This window comes from Streptomyces sp. HUAS MG56 (assembly GCF_058673395.1).
In genome coordinates, this window is record NZ_CM178722.1 from 2,820,627 (window position 1) to 2,841,574 (window position 20,948).

A 20,948-nucleotide genomic window follows, 5' to 3' on the forward strand; every position below is an offset into this window, starting at 1 on the left:
CTCCGACCAGGGGACGGGCCGACGGGCGGCCTGGGCGACGGGCCGGCTCACTCCTCGTTGATCTTCCACGGCACGACGAGGCCGAACCGCCCCAGGTAGACGCCGGCCAGCGCGACGGCGATCGTCAGCCCGACCGCGGTCACCGTGATGTTGCGACGGCGCACCCTGGGGTCGAGGGCCCGCTGGGCCGCCTCGGTGACCTTGCGTCTGGTCCAGCGGAGCACGAGCTGGGCCCAGACGAACTCGGTCGCCCAGATCGCCATGCCGCCGAAGATCACCACCCAGCCGGGCCCGGGCAGCGGGAGCATGACGATGCCGGCCACGACGACCGCGAGGCCGATCACGAAGACGCCGGCCTGCCAGCTCACATGCAGAACCCGGCGGGCCTTGACGAATTCCGGCGCCCGGGATCCGAGCCCGCCATCGGCCGGCCGTACGGCGTCCCGTCGCGGCGCCCGCGGGCCCGTGTGGACCTCGTCCGCCGTCGCAGGGGTCTCACCCGACTCGTCACTCCCCGTATTCATACGGACAAACCCTACCCGAGTGAATCCCGTCACTGAAATGGCCGTAGGTCTGGTAAGAGTTCTCGGCCGGAAGAGTTACGTAAAGACACGCAAAACGCCCAGAGGGGTTTACAACGGCACCGTAGGTGGCATGTCGATTTCGCCGACGTGCGAATCCCCGAGCGCACACTGAGCGAAAGGCCCTGGCGCTTATGAACACCACGGTCAGCTGCGAGCTGCACCTGCGCCTCGTTGTGTCGAGCGAGTCCTCCCTGCCTGTCCCCGCAGGCCTGCGGTACGACACGGCCGACCCCTACGCCGTGCACGCCACCTTCCACACCGGAGCCGAGGAAACCGTCGAGTGGGTGTTCGCCCGCGACCTCCTTGCCGAAGGGTTGCACCGGCCCACCGGGACCGGCGACGTCCGCGTCTGGCCATCGCGCAGTCATGGCCAGGGCGTCGTGTGCATCGCCCTCAGCTCCCCGGAGGGGGAGGCCCTGCTCGAAGCCCCGGCGCGGGCCCTGGAGTCCTTCCTGAAGCGAACCGACGCCGCCGTGCCGCCCGGCACGGAACACCGGCACTTCGACCTGGATCAGGAGCTGTCGCACATCCTGGCGGAAAGCTAGGCCGCGGCCATCGAAAGCAGCCCGGCGCCGTCCACTCGGGGAGACGGCTCGGGCCAGGACAACCGCATACGGCACAGCCCGGCGCCGTCACCGTGAGCGTTCACGGGGCGGCGTCGGCCTGTGTCCGCCCCCCTCCGCCCCGCGCGGGCGGGACGGGGCCGGGAACCCTGGCGGGCGCGGGGGCGTTGTCCCGGCATGCCGAGTCGGGCAGCGGCCGCTGCGCGGCGCGCGGATGTCGCTACCATCGGCCAGCATCGGCGGGCGTCGCCCGACCCCCAGGCCAGGGAGCGAAACGTGCTGATCACCCACGACACCCGGCGGGCCCTCGACACCGCGGTCGATCTGGTGAACACCGCGCCGGAGGACAGCGCGGCGGCGGACGGACTGCCCGATGTCCCCGCTCTCGCAGATTTCGTACGAAACCACGAAATCAGTGATGTCGGCACGCTGTCGGAGTTCGATCTCTCGGCGGTGCGCCGGGTGCGGGGGCGCTTCGCGGCGATCTTCGCGGCCCCGGACCCACGGTCCGCCGCAGGTTTGATCAACGACCTGGTCGCCGCGGCCGGCACCACGCCACGCCTGACGGACCACGACGGCTATGACTGGCATGTGCACTACTTCGCGCCGGGCGCCTCCGTGGCCGACCATCTCGCCGCCGACTGCGGGATGGCGTTCGCCTTCTTCGTGGTCGCCGGGGAGCAGGAGCGCCTGCGGCGCTGCGAGGCGCCGGACTGCCGGCGTGCCTTCGTCGATCTTTCCCGCAACCGCTCGCGTCGCTACTGCGACAGCCGAACCTGCGGAAACCGGCTGCACGTGGCCGCCTACCGCGCCCGGCGCAAGGAGGCGACGGGCTGACCGGCCGCGCGGCACGCGGTTGCCGTGCGCAGGCGGGATGCTCGGCGGGTCCGGGTCGACGTCGGTCCCGGCGGGTGGCGCCGGGACGGACGCGTACGGCTCACAGCAACAGCAGGTCGTGCAGCGCAGCCATGAGGATCAGACACCCGATCACCGCAAGGAAGATCATCAGCGGTGGCTGGGATAGGGCGAAGAGGCACCCGCGCGGCTCGTCCTTCGGTGGCGGCGGCGCGGCCTCGCTCTGTGTCGTGTCCAGCATCTCGCGGCAGATCATGACGCAGGAGAGGCACCGCACGCGATCAACATGCCACCTGGATGCGAGACTTGCCGCATTCCGTGCCGTCCCGCCCGACTTGCTTCGTTTTGTGAACGGAACCGGACGCGGCCACGCCGCACTGTGTCATTTCGGCCCTGGCGGCCCGACGTGCCCTTATGCCGTCGCGAACGTCATGCGGCCGTCATATGCCGTGCTTCTTGAGGATGGCCTCGATGTCGCTGAAGTCCTCGGTGGCGCCGGTGCCGCGTGGGGCGGTGGCGGATCCGGTGGCCTGCCGGGTCCCCGGGCCCAGGGAGGGGGCGGAGGCCGCAGGGGCGACCGCGTCCGTCCCGCTGCCGCGGGGCGCTCTGCGCTCGGCCCGGGTGGCGCCGCCGCGCCGGCGCTCGACGGCGCGCGTGCCCGCGAAGATCACCCAGGCCGCGCCCAGCACCCCGAAGCCCGCCCAGGCGACAGGGCTGAAGGCGGTGTCGGCGAGCCAGCCGACGAGCCCGGTCATCACCAGGCCGACCGGCACCAGCGAGTAGGCCGCGATGCGCGCCGCCGCCAGGAAGCGCTTGCGGTAGGCCGTGACCACAGCGATGCCCAGGCCCGCCGCGGACACGGCGGAGCAGACGGTCTCGGCAATCATCCGGTCCTCCTGGCGGGCTCGGTCGGGCGGAAGGCTCCACGCGGACAACGCGAGGATCACGAGGAACGCGAGGAACGCGAGGAACGCGAGCGGCACAGCACGCCGGGCCGGCGTGCTCCGTCCCCTCCATCCTGCACCGTCCCGTACCCGCGATGCCATGCCCGCAGCGGACATCAGGGACATCTCCGGGTCGTCTCCTCCTGGAGTGCCGTACGGTCCCGATTGGGTCGGCCGGGCCCGGCCTGGAAGACTGGGCGGCATGAGCGACTCCTCCCCCGCGCGCGCCGACGCCCTCGTCCTCGACGTCTGGTGCGAGCTTCAGTGCCCCGACTGCCGTACCGCCCTGGACGACGTCCGCGCCCTGCGCGCCCGCTACGGCGACCGGCTGGAGCTGCGGCTGCGGCACTTCCCGCTGGAGAATCACAAGCACTCCTTCGCCGCGGCCCAGGCCGCCGAGGAGGCGCTGGCGCAGGGCCGGGGCTGGCCGTACGTGGAGGCCGTGCTCGGGCGGGTCGAGGAGCTGGACCGTCGGGGAGAACCCTTCCTGGTCGAGGTGGCCGGTGAACTCGGGCTGGACGCCGAGGAGTTCGACACCGCGCTGATCGACGGGCGGCACATCCTGATCGTGGACGCAGACCAGGCCGAGGGCAAGGCGATCGGGGTGACCGGCACCCCGACGTACGTCATCGGCGGCGAACGCCTCGACGGCGGCAAGAGCCAGGAGGGCCTGCGCGAGCGCGTCGAGGAGATCGCCGACCGACTGCTGGGCGGGGGCGGGCAGGCCTAGGGGGTGTCGTCTGGATCAGGTCGGCCGTGAGGAACAGTGCGGGCCGGCGGACCCGAGCGGGGTCGTGGGGGCCCCTCCCGCGCGAGCGAAGCCGAGCGTGGGGGAGTCGGCGATCGACGACAACGCCGCTGGGGGTGCCCCCTCTGGGGGAGCGCGTGCCAGGGCCCGCGACGCCGGGATGAACGACACCCCCTGGGAACCCCGCGCCGCCTAGGAACCCCGTGCCCCGGTGTCTCCTACAGCAGGGGTTTGGCGAGGGAGTGGGACGTCGTCTCGTAGCCGAGGAACTCGTAGAGCCGCTCCGCCGGGGTGTTGCCCGCGAACACGTTGAGGCCGAGGACCGGCCGGCCGGCCTCGATCGCCTGGCGCTCCGCCACCAGCATGAGCGTACGGCCGTGCCCCCGGCCGCGGTGGGCCGCCTCGGTCTCGACGCCGTACACGAACGCGCCGTCGTCCGTGAGCGCCAGCCACAGCACGCCCACCCGGGCCCCTTCGTGTTCCAGGACGCTGAAGCGCGTGCCGTCGGTGGCGAGCCCGTGGGGCAGCAGCCGCTCGTGGTCACGGCGCGCCTTGTCGCGGGCCACGGCCTCGGGCAGGCCGCGGTCCATCCACGTGCGCGCGTACCGCTCGATCTCGTGCTCCTGCCAGGCCGCGAAGTCGGCCTCCGTCATGGGCCGCGCGGCGCTGCCCGCCGGCAGCTCGGGCGGGACGGTGCCGAGCGGCTTGCGCATGCGGCGGTTGCGCAGGCTGTAGCCGAGGGTCTCGAACAGCCGCAGGACGATGTCCGCCGAGGCGGGCACGACTGTCTCGATCCGGGTGCAGCCCCAGCCGCGCGCCACCTCCTCCGCGGCGAGCACGGCCACCGTGGCCCGGCCGCGCCGCCGGTCGGGCTCGGCGATCCACAGTTCGTCGACGCTCGCCACCGTGTCCCCGAGGGACGGCGAGGTACCGAGGTGGATCTCGCCGACGGGGCGGCTGTTCACGCACACCTGGTAACGGCGCGAACGGGTGCCGTCGGGGTGCTGCTGTAGCGGCTCGACCGGCCGCAGGGTCGTGGTCATCACAGGTGTTCTACCCGTGCCCGAGCTCCGAGTCAGCCCGTTTTCCCAGGCCCCCGCGCCCGTCGGCCCACGGCCCTTCGCCGGCTCAGGGGTCCAGGTCGTCCCCGGAGCGCTCGGCGAAGACGCGCATCGCCTTGGCGGTCACCGGGCCCGGGGTCGCGGGCAGTTCGCGGTCGTCCACGCGGTGCACGGCCTGGATGTCGCGCAGGGTGGAGGTCAGGAAGATCTCGTCGGCGCGCCCGAGGACGTCGAGCGGGAGGTCGGTCTCCCTGGCGCCGATCCACTCGATCGCCAGGGCGCGGGTGATGCCGGGCAGACAGCCGGAGGCGACCGGCGGGGTGTGGATCTCGCCGCCCAGGACGACGAAGACGTTGGAGCCGGTGCCCTCGCAGAGCTGTCCCACCGTGTTGCCGAACAGCGCCTCGGAGGCGCCCTGTTCGTGGGCACGGCCGAGAGCGACGACGTTCTCGGCGTACGAGGTGGTCTTCAGGCCGGTCAGGGCGCCGCGTTCGTTGCGGGTCCAGGGGACCGTGATCACGGCGGTGGTGTCCGGGCGGCGGGTGGTCTCGCCGAGGGCGACCACGAGGGTCGGGCCGTGCTCGCCGCGGTCGGAGCCGAGCGGGCCGTGGCCGCCGGTGTAGGTGATCCGCAGCCGGCCGAGCGGCATCGGATTGGCCGCCAGGACGGCGGCGCAGGCCTCGCGGATCTCGTCGTGGTCCGGGTCGGGCAGGCCGAGGCCCCGGGCCGAGCGGGTGAGCCGGTCGAGGTGTCGGGTGAGGGCGAAGGGCCGCCCGTCGGCCGCCTTCACGGTCTCGAAGATGCCGTCGCCGACCGTCAGTCCGTGGTCGAAGACGGAGACACGGGCGGACTCCAGGTCCCGCAGCCCGCCGTCCAGCCAGATCCTCATGCGTACACCCCTCCACTCGCCCCGTACGCCCCCGACGCTACCGCGAGCAGCCGGGCCGCCTTCAGCTCGGTCTCCCGCCACTCCCCCTCGGGGTCGGACCCCCAGGTGATCCCGGCGCCGGTGCCGAAGCGCAGCAGCGCCGTGCCGTCGCCCGGCCGGTCGATCCAGAAGGTGCGGATGCCGACGGCCAGCTCGCCCGTGCCCCGGTCGGCGTCGACCCAGCCGATGCCGCCGCAGTACGGCCCGCGCGGGGCCGTCTCCAGGGCGTCGATGATCCGCAGGGCGCTCGACTTCGGCGCGCCGGTCACCGAGCCGGGCGGGAACGCGGCGGCGAGGAGCTCGGGCCAGCCGGCGCCGGGCCGCAGTTCACCGCGGACCGTGGAGACCAGGTGGACCAGGCCGGGGTGCTTCTCGACGGCGCACAGGTCGGGGACGGTCACGCTGCCGGTCGCACACACGCGTCCGATGTCGTTGCGCACCAGGTCCACGATCATCACGTTCTCGGCGTAGTCCTTCTCCAGGAGGTCCGCCTCCGTGCGCCCGGTGCCCTTGATGGGCCCGCTCTCGACGATCCGCCCCGCCCGGCGCAGGAACAGCTCGGGTGAGGCGGTGGCGATCTCCACGCCGTGCTCCGGCAGCCGGATCGTGCCCGCGTACGGCGCCGGGTTGCCGCGGGCCAGCGCGGCGGTCAGGGCGTCCACGTCGGCGTCGGGGGCCACGGGCGCGGTGAGGACCCGGCAGAGGTTGGCCTGGTAGACCTCGCCGGCCGCTATGTGCTCGCGTATCCGGCCGACGGCCGCCGTGTACGCGCGCCGGTCCAGGGAGGAGGTCCATTCCCCGAACGCCGGGCCGCACCAGCCGCCCGGCACCGGGGCGGGCACCGGCTCCTCGCGTACGTCCGCGAAGCGGGCGCAGGTCAGCCCGCCCTCGAAGTCCGCGCAGACGGCCCAGAAGCCGTCCGAGTCCAGGGCGGCCGGGTCGCTGGTGACGTCCAGGAGACCGGTGGCGACGCGGTCGCCGAAGCGGGCCAGGGCAGGGGGCCGGGAAGCGTGGTGAGGCACGCGATCGAGTCTAGGTCGGGTGTCCGACAGATGGCTCCGGGATGTCCCCGAGGGAGCCCTGACCATGTCCTCCGTCGGGTGTACCGCAGCACGCTGCGCAAACGCGTTTTTGTACTGGCCCGGGAATCCGCTAGAGTTCAACACGTCGCCGGGACGCGGAAGCGGACCGAAACGACAAGCGGACGTAGCTCAGTTGGTAGAGCGCAACCTTGCCAAGGTTGAGGTCGCGAGTTCGAGCCTCGTCGTCCGCTCGAAGGAAGTAAGGGTCATCCCGATCCCCTACACTCCTGGTGGAGTGGCCGAGAGGCGAGGCAACGGCCTGCAAAGCCGTCTACACGGGTTCAAATCCCGTCTCCACCTCCAAGGACGATTAGCTCAGCGGGAGAGCGCTTCCCTGACACGGAAGAGGTCACTGGTTCAATCCCAGTATCGTCCACTGGATCTCCCCGGAGGTCCTGCGGATCTTCTCGAAGATCCTCCCCGCGCGATTAGCTCAGCGGGAGAGCGCTTCCCTGACACGGAAGAGGTCACTGGTTCAATCCCAGTATCGCGCACTGACTGTGATCCTCGCGTCACAGCCTGCGGACGATTAGCTCAGCGGGAGAGCGCTTCCCTGACACGGAAGAGGTCACTGGTTCAATCCCAGTATCGTCCACACACCGAAGAAAGCCCCCGGCCGTCTCGTACGGCCGGGGGCTTCTTCGTGTGCCCGCCTCGCTCAGCTGGAGAAGAGCATGTGGGCCCAGCTCTTGTGGTGGTGGTCATGGTGACCGTGGTGTCCGTGGCCGCCGTGATGACCGCCGTGCGGGGCACCCCAGGCGGGCGCGGGCGGCGCCGGGTACGCCTGCGGGGCGGGCGGGGCCGGGTAGGCCTGAGGAACGGGCTTGGGCCACTGGGCCTCCAGCTGGGTCAGCGCCTCCAGCTCGCCGTAGTCGAGGAAGATGCCGCGGCAGCCGCTGCACTGCTCGATCTGGACGCCGTTGCGGTTGTAGGTGTGCATCGGCGCATGGCACTTCGGACAATGCATCGTCGGCTCAACTCCTCGCCGGTCGATCCTGCTTGGTGTTTCCCCAGGACAGACTCCGTGTGATCCCGGGCGGTTGCAGCCTAGTTCAGGGGCCGGGGCGCCAACTGGTGCTGAATCCGTACCATTCGGGCACATGCGTCGATCAGTGACTGCTCGATCTCGTCCAGTGGGCGGTTTCCGTCGAGCGCCTTCGTGAGTGCGAGGGCGGCCGTCTGCACGGTGAGAGCACGCGCCGGGACGTCCAGCGCGGGCCAGGGGTCACCGCTCGCCGGTACGGCCGGTCCCCCGGCCCGCTGGTACGCGCCGAGGAAACGGACCCAAGCGTCGGGCGGGAGAAGCCCGCAGGCGTACCAGGCGGCGGGCCGGGCTAGATCCCAGGCCGCGGCGCCGGTACCGAGGTCGTCGACGTCTATCAGCCGCCAGGAGCCGTCCGGCGCCGGGTGCCGGACGAGCTGGCCGAGGTGCAGGTCGCCGTGGCAGAGGATGGCCGGCCCCGGCATCGGGGCTTCGGCGCGCGCCCACGCGGGAAGGGCGGCCCAGGCGGCGAGGACGGGGGCGGCGGCCTCGGGCGGCGGGGCGGCTTGCTCCGCGGCCTCGGCGTCCACGGCTTCCACGAGTCGGACATCCACGGTTTCGGCGTCCGCGGCTTCGCAGGCCAGGGCCGTGTGGAGGCGATGAACCGCTCGGGCGGCCCGGGCCGGGCCGCGCATCGGGGGCAGACCGTCGGGCGGGGCCGTGCGGTGCAGACGGGCGAGGAGGGTGGCCGCGGCTTCCCAGGGGGCGGCGTCGGGGACGTCGGGGTCCACGGGGGTGCCGTACGGCCAGAAAGTGAGGAGGCGGTCGTGCAGGGGGGTGGGGACCGGCGCGAGCGGGGGCAGGAAGACGTCCGGCAGGCGGGCGGCCAGCGCGAGGCGGGGCGTCAGTTCGGCGGGGTCGGTGCCGGGGGCGTGAGCCTTCGCGACGGTGCCGCCGTGCCGGACGACGGTCGCGTCGGGGCGGTCGGCGAGGGGGTCGGGGGTGGCGGGGCAGGCGCAGTCGGCGGCGCCGCGACCCGGGTGCGCGACGGCCTTGGCCTCGGCGGTGAGCGCGGGGAGGAGAGTCACGGGGCGCCTCGGGGATCGGGGTGTGGGGGTGAGCGTATGACGATCGCCGGGCGGGGTGGCGGGTGCGCACCCGGACCCCTGCCCTGACGGCGTGCTCGGGCTGCGATCCCGGCCTCGGCCGACTCCCTTGGGCGGGCGGAGCACAGACGCGTGTGCGAGAACGGCGCAATGCCGGCGCAGCTCCCCAGCTGCGCCGGCATTCGTGCCGTCCGCCGCACCCCCGTCCCCACGGGGTTTCCTGGATGGATGTCCCCGCCCGGACCGCTCTTCCGGGCCTGGGGCGCCGCTCAGCGCCCCAGCATCGCACCCACGGACGACGCCTGTGTGGCCACCGTCTCCCAGCCGTCGAAGACGAGCAGGAGCAGGGCCGCCAGGGGAAGGGCCATGAGCGTCGCCACCAGCGGGTGGCGACGGCCCGTACGACGGGGTGCGAACGACGTGCGCCGCGGTGCCGTGTGGGCCATGGTCCCTCTCCTGACCGTCTTGTGTTCTCTTCGGAGCGGCGGGTGTCTGACCTCGGGGGACGAGTGCTGCACCCGCCGCTTGTCCTCAAATCTAGGGGCGCAGCCCACTGCGGGCGTCATGCCCTCGTACCGATTGCCGGGCCTCCCGGAGGATGAGCCATGACCTGGGGCGTACTCCCCAGGGTGGAGACGGCGGAGCGGGTCTCGGGGTCTTCCCGGAGGGGACGTCCGCCGTATGCCGTCATTTCCGGAGCATCCGGGTACGGGTGGAGTGACATCGATCACTCGGGCGACGGGCCGGAAGGCGGTCGCGCCCGTCTCACCGTCCGCCCGGTCAGCGGTTGACCGGGCGGTGCGGGGTGGGCGTCCGGCGGGCTCGCCGACCGCTGCCGTCTGCCCTCTAGTAGCTTCAACCGCCTTGCCACGATTGCAGGTTGAAGGCGCGGATTGTTCAAGGGCACTGCACAGCCCGGGGTGCTGACCCCGTTTCACATCAGGCGGGCCGTCCGCGCAATCCGTTCGGGCCCGAGGGCGCGGCCTCTGCGCGCCGACGGCCGTGGAAACGTAAGCTGTGCCACGTCACAGAGGCCGGGCAGCGGGGATGAACATGGCGATGATGCGCCTGAGGCGCGAGGACCCGCGCGTCGTCGGCTCGTTCAGGCTGCACCGACGGCTCGGCGCGGGCGGCATGGGCGTGGTCTACCTCGGCTCCGACAAGAAGGGGCAGCGCGTCGCGCTGAAGGTGATCCGGCCCGATCTGGCGGAGGATCAGGAGTTCCGGTCGCGGTTCGCCCGTGAGGTCTCGGCGGCCCGGCGCATCCGGGGCGGCTGTACGGCCCGGCTGGTCGCGGCCGATCTGGAGGCCGAGCGCCCCTGGTTCGCCACCCAGTACGTGCCCGGCCCCTCCCTGCACGACAAGGTCGCCGACGAGGGCCCGCTCGTGGCGGCCGACGCCGCCGCGATCGGCGCGGCCCTGTCCGAGGGCCTGGTCGCGGTGCACGAGGCCGGGGTCGTCCACCGGGATCTGAAGCCCTCCAACATCCTGCTGTCCCCGAAGGGGCCGCGGATCATCGACTTCGGCATCGCCTGGGCCACCGGTGCCTCCACCCTCACGCACGTCGGCACGGCCGTCGGCTCCCCCGGCTTCCTCGCGCCCGAGCAGGTGCGCGGCGCGGCCGTCACCCCGGCGACCGACGTCTTCTCGCTGGGCGCGACCCTCGCCTACGCCTCCACCGGTGACTCCCCCTTCGGGCAGGGCAGTTCCGAGGTGATGCTGTACCGGGTCGTGCACGAGGAGCCGCAGCTGTTCGGCGTGCCCGACGCGCTCGCCCCGCTGGTCCGGGCCTGTCTGGCGAAGGATCCCGAGGACCGGCCGAGCACGCTCCAGCTGTCGCTGCGGCTGAAGGAGATCGCCGCCCGTGAGGCGCACGGCATGGAGGCCGGCGTACGGCCGCCCGCGCCGCGCGCCGCGGAGGCGGACCGGCCCACGGGCCGGCTCGTCGACACCTACCCCGAGCAGCAGCACACCCAGCGGCGCCCGGCCGCCGGCACCCCGGTGCCGCGCGGCGGTGTCCCCTCCCGGAGCGGCGGTGCGCCGGCGCGCAACGGCGTGCCCTCGCGGAACGGCGGCAGCGCGCGCGGTGCGGGGGCCGGCGCGCGTCCCGGTGCGGCTCGTCCGACACCGGCGCCGCGCGGCGGCGGCCCGCGCTCCGGCGGCGCAAGCCGGCCCGCTCCGCGCAGCGGTACCGGGCGGCCGGGGCCGCGTGCGACGGGGACCGGACGGCGTCCGGCCAATCCTCGGCTGCTGCGGCAGCGGCTGTTCGTGTTCGTCGTGGTGACGATTCTCGTGGCGCTCGGGATCGCGCTGGCGCAGGGCTGCCAGGGTCCGGCGCGCGGACTCGGCGGCGACGGCGACGGGCAGGGTCAGCACGCCCAGCAGCTACGGCAGCGGTCGCAGGCCGGGGGGCCGGCGGCGGACCGGGACGAGGCGGCTCCGCGGTACGGAGCGGCTCCGCGCCCGGACGCCGGACCGTGAGTGCCCGGCGGTGAGTGCCTGCCGGAGCGGTCGTCAGGACTGCGGGCGGCCGGTCGCCACCGCGTAGAACGCCACCGCCGCGGCCGCGCCCACGTTCAGCGAGTCGACGCCGTGGGACATGGGGATGCGCACCCATTCGTCGGCGGCGACCAGCGCCTGCGTGGAGAGTCCGTCGCCCTCGGCGCCGAGCATCAGGGCCACCCGGTCCATCGTGTGGGGGGCCGCCTCGTCGAGGGAGCGGGCCTTGTCGTCCGGGGTGAGCGCGAGGAGCGTGAAGCCGGCCTCGCGGACCGACTCCAGGCTCTTGGGCCAGGTCTCCAGACGGGCGTAGGGCACCGAGAACACCGCGCCCATCGAGACCTTGACGCTCCGCCGGTACAGCGGGTCGGCGCAGTCGGGCGACAGCAGGACCGCGTCCATGCCGAGCGCCGCGGCCGATCGGAAGATCGCGCCGATGTTCGTGTGGTCGTTCACCGACTCCATGACCACGACCCGGCGTGCGGAGCGCAGCAGTTCGCCGGCCGTGGGCAGCGGCTTGCGCTGCATGGAGGCGAGGGCGCCACGGTGCACGTGGTAGCCGGTGACCTGTTCGGCGACTTCGGGGCTCACGGCGTAGACCGGGGCGGGAAGTTCGTCGATGACGTCGCGCATGACGTCGATCCACTTGGCCGAGAGCAGCATGGAGCGCATCTCGTAGCCCGCTTCCTTGGCCCGGCGGATGACCTTCTCGCCCTCGGCGATGAACAGGCCTTCGGCGGGCTCGCGCTTGCGGCGCAGTTCGACGTCGGTCAGTCCGGTGTAGTCGGCGAGACGCGGGTCGTCGGGATCCTCGACGGTGATGAGATCGGCCACAGGGTGATACTGCCTTGTCCTGGAGGTGCTGCCAACGGCTGGGACGGAGTGTGTTACCCCGGGTTACGCGTGATCGGGCCACGCATGGTCAGCGGGCCGGCGACGGGCCGACCGTCACGACCTCGCCGATGACGATGACCGCCGGCGGCTTCACCTCCTCGGCACGCACGGTCTCGGCGACCGTGGCGAGGGTGGCGTCGACGCGGCGCTGCGCGGCCGTCGTGCCTTCCTGGACCAGCGCGACGGGGGTGTCGGGGGACTTGCCGTGCGCGACGAGCGTCTCGGCGATCTTCCCGATCTTGTCGACGCCCATCAGGATCACGAGCGTGCCGGTGAGCTTCGCGAGCGAGGGCCAGTCGGCCAGGGAGCGCTCGTCGTCGGGGGCCACATGGCCGCTGACGACCGTGAACTCGTGGGCGACGCCCCGGTGGGTGACCGGAATGCCGGCCGCGCCGGGCACCGAGATCGAGCTGGAGATGCCGGGGACGACCGTGCACGGGATGCCGGCCTCGGCGAGTGCCTGGACCTCCTCCATGCCCCGGCCGAAGACGTACGGGTCGCCGCCCTTGAGCCGGACGACCGACTTGCCCTGCCTGGCGTGCTCGATCAGCGCGTTGTTGATGGCTTCCTGGGCCATGAAGCGGCCGTACGGGATCTTCGCCGCGTCGATCACCTCGACGTGCGGCGGGAGTTCGGCGAGCAGGTCGCGCGGGCCGAGCCGGTCGGCGATGACGACGTCCGCCTCGGCGAGCAGGCGGCGCCCGCGGACCGTGATCAGGTCGGGGTCGCCGGGGCCGCCGCCGACCAGGGCCACGCCGGGCGCACGGGTGCGGTGGTGCGGCGCCACCAGGGTGCCGTCGCGCAGGCCCTCCACCACCGCGTCGCGGATCGCGGCGGTGTGCCGGGGGTCGCGGCCGCGCGCGTCCGTGGTGAGTACGGCGACCGTGACGCCCTCGCTGTGACCGGTCGCCGGGGTCCAGGCGGTCGCCCGGTCGGCGTCGTCGGAGCGGACGCACCAGACGCGGTGGCGCTCGGCCTCGGCGGAGGCGGCGGAGTTGGCCTCCGGGTCGCTCGTGGCGATGAGGGCGTACCAGGCCTCGGCCAGGTCGCCGTCGGTGTAGGGCCGCCGTTCCCAGGTGATCTCGCCCGCGTCCGCCATGGCCTCGACCGAGGGGGTCGCCTCCGGGGAGACGACGGTGACGTCCGCGCCCGCCGCGATCAGCGCGGGCAGGCGGCGCTGGGCCACCTGACCGCCGCCGAGGACGACCACGCGGCGGCCAAAGAGGCGGAGGCCTACGGGGTAGGCGGGGTGTTCGGCCATGAGGGGCGGCTCCTCGTGCAGCTGTGCGTTGGGGGCCCGCTGCACCTTCGGAGCGGCCCTGACGTGCGATTTTAGCTGTGCGCAGGGCAGAGGGCACGGGCGGTCCGGCAGCTGAACACCGGACCGCCGCGTGCCGTGGCGCCTACTTCTCGGTGACCCCTGCCGAGTCGAACGTCGCCACCTCGTGCATCGCCCGGGCCGTGCTCTGGACCAGCGGGAGGGCCAGGAGGGCGCCCGTGCCCTCGCCGAGGCGCAGGTCGAGGTCGACCAGGGGGCGCAGGCCCAGCTTGTTGAGGGCGGCCACGTGACCCGGTTCGGCGCTGCGGTGGCCCGCGATGCAGGCCGCGAGCACCTCGGGGGCGATGGCACGGGCGACCAGGGCCGCGGCGCCGGCGCTGACGCCGTCCAGGATCACCGGCGTACGCAGCGAGGCGCCGCCGAGGAGGAGACCGACCATGGCCGCGTGCTCGAAGCCGCCGAGGGCCGCGAGGACGCCGAGCGGGTCGGCCGGGTCCGGCTGGTGGAGTTCCAGCGCCCGGCGCACGACCTCGGTCTTGCGCGCCAGCGTCTCGTCGTTGATGCCCGTGCCACGGCCCGTCACCTCCGCCGGATCGGCGCCCGTGAAGACCGAGATCAGCGCGGCGGACGCGGTCGTGTTCGCGATGCCCATCTCACCGGTGAGCAGCGCCTTGTTGCCGGCCGCGACCAGGTCGCGAGCGGTCTCGATGCCGACCTCGATGGCCGCCTTCGCCTCCTCGCGCGTCATCGCGGGGCCGGTGGTCATGTCGGACGTGCCGCCCCGGATCTTGCGGGGCAGCAGGCCGGGCGTGGCGGGCAGGTCGGCGGCGACACCGACGTCCACGACGCACACCTCGGCGCCGACCTGGGCCGCGAAGGCGTTGCAGACCGCTCCCCCACCGAGGAAGTTGGCCACCATCTGGGCGGTGACCTCCTGCGGCCAGGGGGTCACGCCCTGGGCGTGCACCCCGTGGTCGCCGGCGAAGATGGCGACGGCCGCGGGCTCCGGGATCGGCGGCGGGCACTGCCGGGACAGCCCGGACAGCTGAGCGGAGATGATCTCCAGCATGCCGAGCGCGCCGGCCGGCTTGGTCATGCGCTTCTGGCGCTCCCAGGCCTCGCCGAGTGCCTTGGCGTCGAGCGGGCGGATCTGTGCGACGGTCTCGGCAAGCAGGTCGTGGGGTTCCTCTCCGGGCAGGGCGCGGCGGCCGTACGTCTCCTCGTGCACCACCCAGGACAGCGGGCGTCGCTTGGACCAGCCGGCCTGCATCAGCTCGGGCTCGTCCGGGAACTCGTCGACGTACCCGACGCACAGGTACGCCACGACCTCCAGATGCTCGGGCAGGCCGAGCGCGCGGACCATCTCCCGCTCGTCGAAGAAGCTGACCCAGCCGACGCCGAGGCCTTCGGCGCGGGCGGCGAGCCAGAGGTTCTCCACCGCGAGCGCCGAGGAGTAGGGCGCCATCTGCGGCTGCGTGTGACGGCCGAGGGTGTGGCGGCCGCCCCGGGTGGGGTCTGCGGTGACGACGATGTTGACCGGGGTGTCGAGGATGGCCTCGATCTTCAGTTCCTTGAACTGCTTGGCCCGGCCCTTCGGCAGCGACTTGGCGTAGGCGTCGCGCTGCCGCATCGCCAGTTCGTGCATCGTCCGCCGGGTGTCGGCGGAGCGGATGACGACGAAGTCCCAGGGCTGCGAGTGGCCCACGGAGGGCGCCGTGTGGGCGGCCTCCAGGACGCGCAGCAGCACCTCGTGCGGAATGGGGTCGCTGCGGAAGCCGTTGCGGATGTCGCGGCGTTCGCGCATCACCTTCAGGACGGCCTCGCGCTCGGCGTCGTCGTAGCCGGGCGCGGCGGGGCCGGTGGGCTGTCGTGCTTCCGCCACTGCGGCCGTGCCCTCTTCTTCCTGGTCGGCGACCCTGGTCCGGAGGTCCTCCGCGTGCTGTACGACATCGGGGGCGTGCCCCGCGTCCGGCGCCACCGGTGCGAGAGCGTCGCCCTCGCGCGGTGCGGGCACCGTGGCCACCGGCTGCTGCGTCTCCACCTCCGTGGGGAGGACGAGGGGGTGCGGCGGGGTCGGCGCCAGGTGCGGGGTGGTGGGCACCTGTCCGTCGACGGGCACGAACTGTCCGAGGGGCTGCTCGGGCTGCGGCTCCGGCTGCACGTGCGAGGGCAGCGGCTCGGCCTGCTCGGCCTCGGCCGGGACCTGGACCTGGACCTGCGGCTCGGCGGCTTCACCGACGACGGCGGCCGGGGCGGCGGGCTCGGTCTCCGGGGCGGCCGGAGCGACAGGCGCTTCGGCGGCGGCCGTCTCGGGTACGACGGCGTCCTGTGCGACCGGCTCGGGCTGCGGCTCCGCCTCGACGGCGACGGGCTGGGCCTGCTGCTCCGCGGCCGGCTGCGCTGCCTCGTGCACCGCCTGGGCCTCGGGCGCGGCGGACACGACGGGCGTCACGGGTTCGGCCAGCTGCGGGCCCTGAGCCGGGTAGGGCTGCGGCTCGGGCGCCGCGGGAGCGCCTGGGACCGGCGCGGGGGCCTCGGCTGCGGGTGCGGTCGGCACCGCGGCCTCCGCCTCCGCCGGTTCCGGGGCGGGCGCGACGGGCGCTGCCGACTGCTCGGGCGCCGGTACGGCCTCGGCGGGCGGTACGACGTCGGCGGCGGGGGTGTCCGGGTCGGGCTGCGCCGGGGCGGGGGCCTCCGGGGCGACGGCCGGAGCCACCGCGACGGGCACGGCAGCGGCGACGGGGACCTCGGCCACCACCGGCACAGCGTGCTCCGGGGCCGGCTGGGCGGGTTCGGCGGCCTGCACCTGCTCGGGCACATGCACCGCCACGGCGTCGACCGGGGCGACGGCACCGCTCGGGTCCGCCACGGCCTGCGCGGCCTCGGCGACGACGGGTGCTGCCTCGGCGGGGGCCTGCTCGGCCGCGCCGTTCTCCGGTGCCACCACGGCGACCTCGACATTCTCAGGAGCCGCGACGGCGGCAGGAGCCACATAGATGCCGTCGTGGGCGGCCGCGGGCTGCGCACCGTCGTGACCGTGCACGACCGGCGCGGCGGCGGGCACTTCGTCGGCCGCCTGCGGCGCGACCGGGGTGGCGGCGGCCTGGTCGGCGCCGGCCGAGGGACCCGCCGCGTCCACGGCGTCCACGGCGACCGCGACCTCCGCCGGCACGGCGGCGGCCTCCACCGGAACCACTGCGTCCGCATCTGCCTCTGCCGGGGCCACGGCCTCGGCGGGCATCGCGGCCTCCACGGGAACCGCAACCCCCGCGGGCGCGGCGCCGTTTGCCGGGGCCACGGCCGCGGCCGGAACCGCGCTGTCGGCCGCCGTGTCCACCGCGACACCGGCGTCCGGCGTGACGATCGCCGGGTCAACCGTTTCCGCAGCCGGGGCCGGTGCGCCCGACTGGGGCACCGGCGTGGGGGCAGGCGCGGGCGCCGTACCCCAGGGGGCCGCGTTCTGCGGGGCCAACTCGCCCAGCGGCTGGGCGTCGAGGTACTCGGGGCCGGCCGGTGCCGGGGCCGGCTGGCGGACCGGTGCGCCGGCCGGGCCGCGGTCCGCGAGGGAGCGGACCGGGCTGGCGGAGGCGTCCGGGATGGGCGGGCCGAGGTGCAGCGGGCGACGCGGCGGCTGCGCGGCGGCCTGCGGATCCTGCGGCGCGGAGAGGACGGGGGACGGCGGCGCGGACACCGGGGCCGGGTTCGGCAGGCGGACGCCGCTGAGGTCCACGGAACCGCTGTCGCGGCCGGCCGTCTCGTGCGGGCCCGGCTCGTGCACGGCTTCCAGGACCGGCTCCGGAGCGGGCGGCGGTACCTCGTTGCCCCACGCGCCCTGGGCGCCGGGCAGCAACAGCTCTTCGTCCTCGGCGGGTGCTTCGGAGAGGTAGGTGTACGCACCGTGCGCGGCGACGCCCGGCTGCTCCACCATGCCTGCGCTCTCCGGCTGTCCCTCGCCCGGGACCTGGCCGGTGTCGGTCATGCGTACCCCTCGCCCATCGGTTAGTGCTCTCCTACGACCAGCTCATCCGGAACGGCGCACCGACCGCCCGTAGTGAAGAACGAGCGTCCGTGCCCAGCGGCACGAACGACCCGCCGGAAAAGGCGACAAAGCCATTCAGTGGCATTGTCCCGGCCGTTGCGCCGTCGCGACAGCATGATCCGCGACAGTCCGCTGTGGACTGCGCCACGTTGCGCGTCCTCCGGTTTCGCAGTACCACACCCACCCCAAAACGGGCGCGCTTTCCGGACATTGGCGAACGAAGTTCCGGGCCGCCCGGTGCGGTACAACGATCGGCCAGCCTACCGCGCGCGGTACGACAACAGGATCACGGGGCGCGATCCGGCAGGACCCCGCTGAGCAGGAAGGCGACGCTGCGCTCGGTCTCGGTCCAGGCGCGGGTGTCGAGGGCGACGGACTGGAGCAGGGCGCACTCGACCCGGTAGCCGTGCTCGGTCAGGTCGCGGCCGACGAGTTCGGCGGCGTCGCGGGTCGCGGCGTGGGTGACGATGCGCTGCGGGCGCCGGTCGGCGACCGCGGAGACGACGGCCGCGCCGCCCCCGCCGACCCGCACGACATCGGGCTCGGGCAGGTTCTCCAGCACGTGCGGGGCGGTGCCCCGGACCACGTGGAGCTGCACGCCGGAGCGGCGGGCGGCCGCGTCGGTGCGGGCGCAGGCCTCCTGGTCCCGGTCGACGGCGATGACGGCGGCTCCGGCACGCGCGGCCTCGGCGGCGAACGCGCCGGAGCCGCAGCCGATGTCCCAGACGAGGTCGCCGACCCGGGGCCCGAGCCGGGCGAGTTGGGCGGCGCGCAGCAGTTCCGTCTCGCCCTCGCCGAGACCACCGCCGGGACCACCGCCGGTACCGCTCTCGGTCCCGCCGCCGTAGAACTCGTCGGGCTGGACCCAGCCGCGCGGACCGGTGCCGGGGTCGCGGCCGGCGATCCAGCCGCCGCCCTCCCCCGGGACGCCTCGTACGGCGGGCCCGCCGATGACGATGACGACGTTGGGGTCGCGCCAGGTGTGGTCGGCGGCCTTGTCGGAGGTGACGACGCTGACCTGCTCGCGTTCGGTGCCGAGTTCCTCGCAGATGACGAAGGTGCGGTGGACGCCGTCGAGCAGCAGACCCAGTTCGGCGGGGCCGGCGCCGGGCGAGGTGAGGACGGCGACCTTGGTGTGGGCGCGGCAGACGTTCACGGCGCGGCGCAGGGTGCGCCGGTGGGCGACCACGACCTGGGCGTCGTCCCAGGGCATGCCGGCGCGCGCGAAGGCGGCGGCGACGGCGGAGACGGCGGGGACGACCTCGACCTCCAGGCCGTACTCCGGGGCGCGCAGGGTGCGCACGACGCCGAAGAAGCCGGGGTCGCCGTCGGCGAGCACGACGGCGGTGCCGCGGTGGGCGGCGATGCGGCGGGCGGCGAGTGCGACGCTGCCCAGGCGGATGCGTTCGGCGGCGAGCGGGACCTCGGGCAGTGCCAGATGGTGGGCCGCGCCCGCCACGAGCGTGGCGGCGCCGAGCGCGGCGCGTGCCGCGGCGGTCAGCGGCGAGCCGTCCCAGCCGATCACCGTCACCCGGTCGGCCATCGTCGTCAGTCTCCAGGTCTTCGCAGGTCGTCAGGGGTACGGGCCCATGGTCGGGCTGGTTGAGACTACCCGGTGGAGCTGTCGGACGCGCGCCGGGGCGAGCCCGCCTGCCGCCCGGACGTCAGTTCCAGTCGGCGTACGACGCGAATTCGCCGGTGTCGGCGAGCTGCTCGTCGGCACCTTCGAGGTCCTCCGGGAGGAGGCTCCAGACGATGTAGTCGCTGCGGACGTCGCTCCAGGTGTCGTCGTCGCCGCGGACGTGGACTATGCAGGCGTTGCGCAGGACGCCCTCGCTGATGCAGCCGATCTTCTGGGCGACCTGCTGGGCGGCGGTGTTGTCGGCGGCGGTGCGCAGCTCGATGCGCTCGAACTTCTGGTCGCTGAAGAGCCAGTGCGCGGTGGCGAGCGCGGCCTCGGACGCGTAGCCCTCGCCGCGGGCCCAGGGCGCGATGATGTACGACATCTCGGTGGAGCGTACCTGCCAGTTGGTCCTGGCGAGCTGGACGACGCCGACCAGGCGCTGGGTGAGGAACTCGGTGACGGCGAGGTCGAGGCCGCGGCCGGCGATGCGTTCGGCGGGGGCGTAGCGGGTGATCCAGTGGCGTGCCTGGTCCTCGCTGTACGGCTGCGGGACGGCGGTCCAGGCGCCGACCTGCTCGTCGTTCATCATCTCGGCCAGGGCGGGCGCGTCGTCCACGTCGAGGGGACGCAGCACCAACCGCTCCGTGCTGATGGAGATGTTGGGGAAGGTGCTAGTCATGCGCCGCTCCGTAACCTTCGGAAGACTTGAGAGACCGTCAGGACCGCCGGGGCCCGCTGAACTGCCCAGCATGCAGCATGAAACCACTCGTGCGCACGACGGGGTCCGCTCCCGCGGCGGTGCGGGAGCGGACCCCGTGCGGGTCGCGGCGGTGCGGACGGACCGTCAGCCCTGGGCCACCGCCAGGACGGAGCCCTGGTACTTGTCCTCGATGAACTTCTTGACCTCGGGCGAGACGAGGAGCTTGGCGAGCTTCTTGACCCGCGGGTCGTTCTCGTTGCCCTTCTTCACGGCGAGGAAGTTGGCGTACGGGTTGTTCTTCGTCGACTCCAGCAGGATCGCCTCCTTGGCGGGCTTGAGACCCGCGGAGATGGCGTAGTTGCCGTTCACCACGGCGGCGTCCACGTCGTCCAGGGAGCGCGGGGTCTGGGCCGCCTCGACCTCCTTGAACTGGAGGTGCTTGGGGTTCTTGGCGATGTCCTGGGGGGTGGCCTCGTTGCCGGTGCCGGACTTGAGGGTGATGAGCCCGTTGTCGGCGAGCAGCTTGAGGGCGCGGCCCTCGTTGACGGCGTCGTTCGGGACGGCGACGGTCGCACCGCTCTTCAGCGCGTCGGCCTTCTTGACCTTGTGGGAGTACAGGCCGAGCGGCTCCAGGTGCACCGTGACGACGGGCACGATGTGGGTGCCGTGCTTCTGGTTGAAGTCGTCCAGGTACGGCTGGTTCTGGAAGTAGTTGGCGCCCACCGAGCCGTCCTCGGTCGCCGTGTTCGGCGCGATGTAGTCGGTGAACTCCTTGACCTCCAGGTCGAGGCCCGCCTTCTTCGCCAGGTTCTTCTTGACGAAGTCGAGGATCTCGGCGTGCGGGGTCGGGCTCGCGGCGACGACCAGCGGACCGCTGTAGTCGTGGGAGCTGGAGGAGCTGCCGGAGCCGCAGGCGGAGAGCCCGAAGGTGAGGGCTCCGGCGGCGAGGACGGCGGTGGTGAGCTTGGCGGTGTTACGCACGAAAAGTGCCTTTCCTTATGGGTGGTGCGACCCCGTCATGGGTGGGCGGGGAAACTCAGGGGGACTGCTCGGCGGACGG

General features: G+C 73.4%; 19 protein-coding genes and 5 tRNA genes. 9 read left to right on the forward strand and 15 right to left on the reverse strand.

All coding sequences use genetic code 11. The annotated features are described in order from the left end of the window. Window positions 1–47: 47 nt before the first annotated feature. Window positions 48–524: a TIGR02611 family protein gene (locus tag AC4OXY_RS13445; RefSeq protein ID WP_356022048.1), complete on the reverse strand. Its 477-nt coding sequence runs from the start codon at window positions 522–524 to the stop codon at window positions 48–50. Window positions 525–715: 191 nt separating this feature from the next. Here AC4OXY_RS13445 and AC4OXY_RS13450 point away from each other — a divergent pair, with 191 nt between their 5' ends. Both AC4OXY_RS13450 and AC4OXY_RS13455 read left to right on the forward strand, forming a co-directional pair. Beyond that, complete coding sequence (locus AC4OXY_RS13450; RefSeq protein ID WP_004002642.1) at window positions 716–1,129, forward strand: SsgA family sporulation/cell division regulator; 414 nt, start codon at window positions 716–718, stop codon at window positions 1,127–1,129. 294 nt (window positions 1,130–1,423) lie between these two features. Further along, complete coding sequence (locus AC4OXY_RS13455) at window positions 1,424–1,984, forward strand: CGNR zinc finger domain-containing protein (protein ID WP_356022051.1); 561 nt, start codon at window positions 1,424–1,426, stop codon at window positions 1,982–1,984. A 100-nt stretch (window positions 1,985–2,084) separates the two neighbouring features. Here AC4OXY_RS13455 and AC4OXY_RS13460 read toward each other — a convergent pair whose 3' ends face one another. Both AC4OXY_RS13460 and AC4OXY_RS13465 read right to left on the reverse strand, forming a co-directional pair. Then, window positions 2,085–2,243 carry a hypothetical protein gene (locus AC4OXY_RS13460; protein WP_177240264.1) on the reverse strand — a complete coding sequence of 53 codons (159 nt, stop codon included), beginning with the start codon at window positions 2,241–2,243 and terminating at the stop codon, window positions 2,085–2,087. Between the two features lie 199 nt (window positions 2,244–2,442). Further along, window positions 2,443–2,889: a hypothetical protein gene (locus AC4OXY_RS13465; protein ID WP_491993974.1), complete on the reverse strand. Its 447-nt coding sequence runs from the start codon at window positions 2,887–2,889 to the stop codon at window positions 2,443–2,445. A gap of 259 nt (window positions 2,890–3,148) precedes the next feature. On the opposite strand from AC4OXY_RS13465, the gene AC4OXY_RS13470 reads away from it, so the two are divergent. Beyond that, entirely contained in the window at window positions 3,149–3,676 is a 528-nt protein-coding gene (locus tag AC4OXY_RS13470; RefSeq protein WP_362822788.1) for a DsbA family protein, read from the forward strand. A 236-nt stretch (window positions 3,677–3,912) separates the two neighbouring features. Here AC4OXY_RS13470 and AC4OXY_RS13475 read toward each other — a convergent pair whose 3' ends face one another. The 3 genes from AC4OXY_RS13475 to AC4OXY_RS13485 all read right to left on the reverse strand — a co-directional run bounded on the left by AC4OXY_RS13475 (window position 3,913) and on the right by AC4OXY_RS13485 (window position 6,771). Continuing rightward, window positions 3,913–4,737, reverse strand: a complete 825-nt coding sequence (locus AC4OXY_RS13475; RefSeq protein WP_491993975.1) for a GNAT family N-acetyltransferase — start codon at window positions 4,735–4,737, stop codon at window positions 3,913–3,915. 85 nt (window positions 4,738–4,822) lie between these two features. Continuing rightward, entirely contained in the window at window positions 4,823–5,644 is an 822-nt protein-coding gene (locus AC4OXY_RS13480) for an aminotransferase class IV (protein WP_491993976.1), read from the reverse strand. Beyond that, entirely contained in the window at window positions 5,641–6,771 is a 1,131-nt protein-coding gene (locus AC4OXY_RS13485) for a chorismate-binding protein (protein ID WP_376288946.1), read from the reverse strand. Before AC4OXY_RS13485 ends, AC4OXY_RS13480 begins: the two co-directional genes overlap by 4 nt. Before the next feature lie 112 nt (window positions 6,772–6,883). On the opposite strand from AC4OXY_RS13485, the gene AC4OXY_RS13490 reads away from it, so the two are divergent. The 5 genes from AC4OXY_RS13490 (at window position 6,884) to AC4OXY_RS13510 (ending at window position 7,360) form a co-directional block, all read left to right on the forward strand. Next, window positions 6,884–6,956: transfer RNA gene (locus tag AC4OXY_RS13490), tRNA-Gly, on the forward strand. 38 nt (window positions 6,957–6,994) lie between these two features. Next, window positions 6,995–7,068 (forward strand) — tRNA-Cys (locus tag AC4OXY_RS13495). A 1-nt stretch (window position 7,069) separates the two neighbouring features. Then, window positions 7,070–7,141: transfer RNA gene (locus AC4OXY_RS13500), tRNA-Val, on the forward strand. A gap of 46 nt (window positions 7,142–7,187) precedes the next feature. Then, window positions 7,188–7,259, forward strand: a tRNA-Val gene (locus tag AC4OXY_RS13505). A gap of 29 nt (window positions 7,260–7,288) precedes the next feature. After that, window positions 7,289–7,360 (forward strand) — tRNA-Val (locus tag AC4OXY_RS13510). A gap of 63 nt (window positions 7,361–7,423) precedes the next feature. On the opposite strand, the gene AC4OXY_RS13515 is transcribed toward AC4OXY_RS13510, so the two are convergent. From AC4OXY_RS13515 to AC4OXY_RS13525, 3 genes are all read right to left on the reverse strand, one after another. Next, window positions 7,424–7,732, reverse strand: a complete 309-nt coding sequence (locus tag AC4OXY_RS13515; protein ID WP_491993977.1) for a TFIIB-type zinc ribbon-containing protein — start codon at window positions 7,730–7,732, stop codon at window positions 7,424–7,426. Between the two features lie 80 nt (window positions 7,733–7,812). Continuing rightward, complete coding sequence (locus AC4OXY_RS13520; RefSeq protein WP_491993978.1) at window positions 7,813–8,835, reverse strand: phosphotransferase; 1,023 nt, start codon at window positions 8,833–8,835, stop codon at window positions 7,813–7,815. Window positions 8,836–9,122: 287 nt separating this feature from the next. Next, on the reverse strand, window positions 9,123–9,299 hold the full coding sequence (locus AC4OXY_RS13525) for a hypothetical protein (protein WP_177235595.1): 177 nt from the start codon (window positions 9,297–9,299) through the stop codon (window positions 9,123–9,125). A 601-nt stretch (window positions 9,300–9,900) separates the two neighbouring features. On the opposite strand from AC4OXY_RS13525, the gene AC4OXY_RS13530 reads away from it, so the two are divergent. Next, the gene (locus AC4OXY_RS13530) at window positions 9,901–11,334 is read left to right on the forward strand and encodes a serine/threonine-protein kinase (protein WP_356022070.1); all 1,434 of its coding nucleotides are present in this window, start codon (window positions 9,901–9,903) and stop codon (window positions 11,332–11,334) included. A gap of 33 nt (window positions 11,335–11,367) precedes the next feature. On the opposite strand, the gene AC4OXY_RS13535 is transcribed toward AC4OXY_RS13530, so the two are convergent. From AC4OXY_RS13535 to AC4OXY_RS13560, 6 genes are all read right to left on the reverse strand, one after another. Next, window positions 11,368–12,186, reverse strand: a complete 819-nt coding sequence (locus AC4OXY_RS13535) for a TrmH family RNA methyltransferase (protein WP_402068740.1) — start codon at window positions 12,184–12,186, stop codon at window positions 11,368–11,370. An 88-nt stretch (window positions 12,187–12,274) separates the two neighbouring features. After that, complete coding sequence (gene cobA / locus AC4OXY_RS13540) at window positions 12,275–13,507, reverse strand: uroporphyrinogen-III C-methyltransferase (protein ID WP_362819188.1); 1,233 nt, start codon at window positions 13,505–13,507, stop codon at window positions 12,275–12,277. Window positions 13,508–13,649: 142 nt separating this feature from the next. Further along, window positions 13,650–17,504 carry a nicotinate-nucleotide--dimethylbenzimidazole phosphoribosyltransferase gene (gene cobT / locus AC4OXY_RS13545; protein ID WP_491993979.1) on the reverse strand — a complete coding sequence of 1,285 codons (3,855 nt, stop codon included), beginning with the start codon at window positions 17,502–17,504 and terminating at the stop codon, window positions 13,650–13,652. 346 nt (window positions 17,505–17,850) lie between these two features. Next, complete coding sequence (gene cbiE, locus AC4OXY_RS13550) at window positions 17,851–19,107, reverse strand: precorrin-6y C5,15-methyltransferase (decarboxylating) subunit CbiE (protein WP_491993980.1); 1,257 nt, start codon at window positions 19,105–19,107, stop codon at window positions 17,851–17,853. A 121-nt stretch (window positions 19,108–19,228) separates the two neighbouring features. Then, window positions 19,229–19,867 carry a GNAT family N-acetyltransferase gene (locus AC4OXY_RS13555; RefSeq protein WP_356022081.1) on the reverse strand — a complete coding sequence of 213 codons (639 nt, stop codon included), beginning with the start codon at window positions 19,865–19,867 and terminating at the stop codon, window positions 19,229–19,231. Window positions 19,868–20,032: 165 nt separating this feature from the next. Further along, the gene (locus AC4OXY_RS13560) at window positions 20,033–20,869 is read right to left on the reverse strand and encodes a MetQ/NlpA family ABC transporter substrate-binding protein (RefSeq protein ID WP_356022084.1); all 837 of its coding nucleotides are present in this window, start codon (window positions 20,867–20,869) and stop codon (window positions 20,033–20,035) included. Window positions 20,870–20,948 lie beyond the last annotated feature (79 nt).

Bases quoted from the DNA above. Each gene is read 5' to 3' on its own strand.
- AC4OXY_RS13530 (WP_356022070.1), top strand. From the start codon at position 9,901: ATGAACATGGCGATGATGCGCCTGAGGCGCGAGGACCCGCGCGTCGTC.
- AC4OXY_RS13475 (WP_491993975.1), bottom strand. From the start codon at position 4,737: ATGACCACGACCCTGCGGCCGGTCGAGCCGCTACAGCAGCACCCCGAC.
- cbiE (WP_491993980.1), bottom strand. From the start codon at position 19,107: ATGGCCGACCGGGTGACGGTGATCGGCTGGGACGGCTCGCCGCTGACC.
- AC4OXY_RS13485 (WP_376288946.1), bottom strand. From the start codon at position 6,771: ATGGTCAGGGCTCCCTCGGGGACATCCCGGAGCCATCTGTCGGACACC.
- AC4OXY_RS13460 (WP_177240264.1), bottom strand. From the start codon at position 2,243: ATGCTGGACACGACACAGAGCGAGGCCGCGCCGCCGCCACCGAAGGAC.
- AC4OXY_RS13470 (WP_362822788.1), top strand. From the start codon at position 3,149: ATGAGCGACTCCTCCCCCGCGCGCGCCGACGCCCTCGTCCTCGACGTC.
- AC4OXY_RS13525 (WP_177235595.1), bottom strand. From the start codon at position 9,299: ATGGCCCACACGGCACCGCGGCGCACGTCGTTCGCACCCCGTCGTACG.
- AC4OXY_RS13480 (WP_491993976.1), bottom strand. From the start codon at position 5,644: ATGAGGATCTGGCTGGACGGCGGGCTGCGGGACCTGGAGTCCGCCCGT.
- AC4OXY_RS13515 (WP_491993977.1), bottom strand. From the start codon at position 7,732: ATGCATTGTCCGAAGTGCCATGCGCCGATGCACACCTACAACCGCAAC.
- cobA (WP_362819188.1), bottom strand. From the start codon at position 13,507: ATGGCCGAACACCCCGCCTACCCCGTAGGCCTCCGCCTCTTTGGCCGC.
- AC4OXY_RS13445 (WP_356022048.1), bottom strand. From the start codon at position 524: ATGAATACGGGGAGTGACGAGTCGGGTGAGACCCCTGCGACGGCGGAC.
- AC4OXY_RS13465 (WP_491993974.1), bottom strand. From the start codon at position 2,889: ATGATTGCCGAGACCGTCTGCTCCGCCGTGTCCGCGGCGGGCCTGGGC.
- cobT (WP_491993979.1), bottom strand. From the start codon at position 17,504: ATGACCGACACCGGCCAGGTCCCGGGCGAGGGACAGCCGGAGAGCGCA.
- AC4OXY_RS13555 (WP_356022081.1), bottom strand. From the start codon at position 19,867: ATGACTAGCACCTTCCCCAACATCTCCATCAGCACGGAGCGGTTGGTG.
- AC4OXY_RS13450 (WP_004002642.1), top strand. From the start codon at position 716: ATGAACACCACGGTCAGCTGCGAGCTGCACCTGCGCCTCGTTGTGTCG.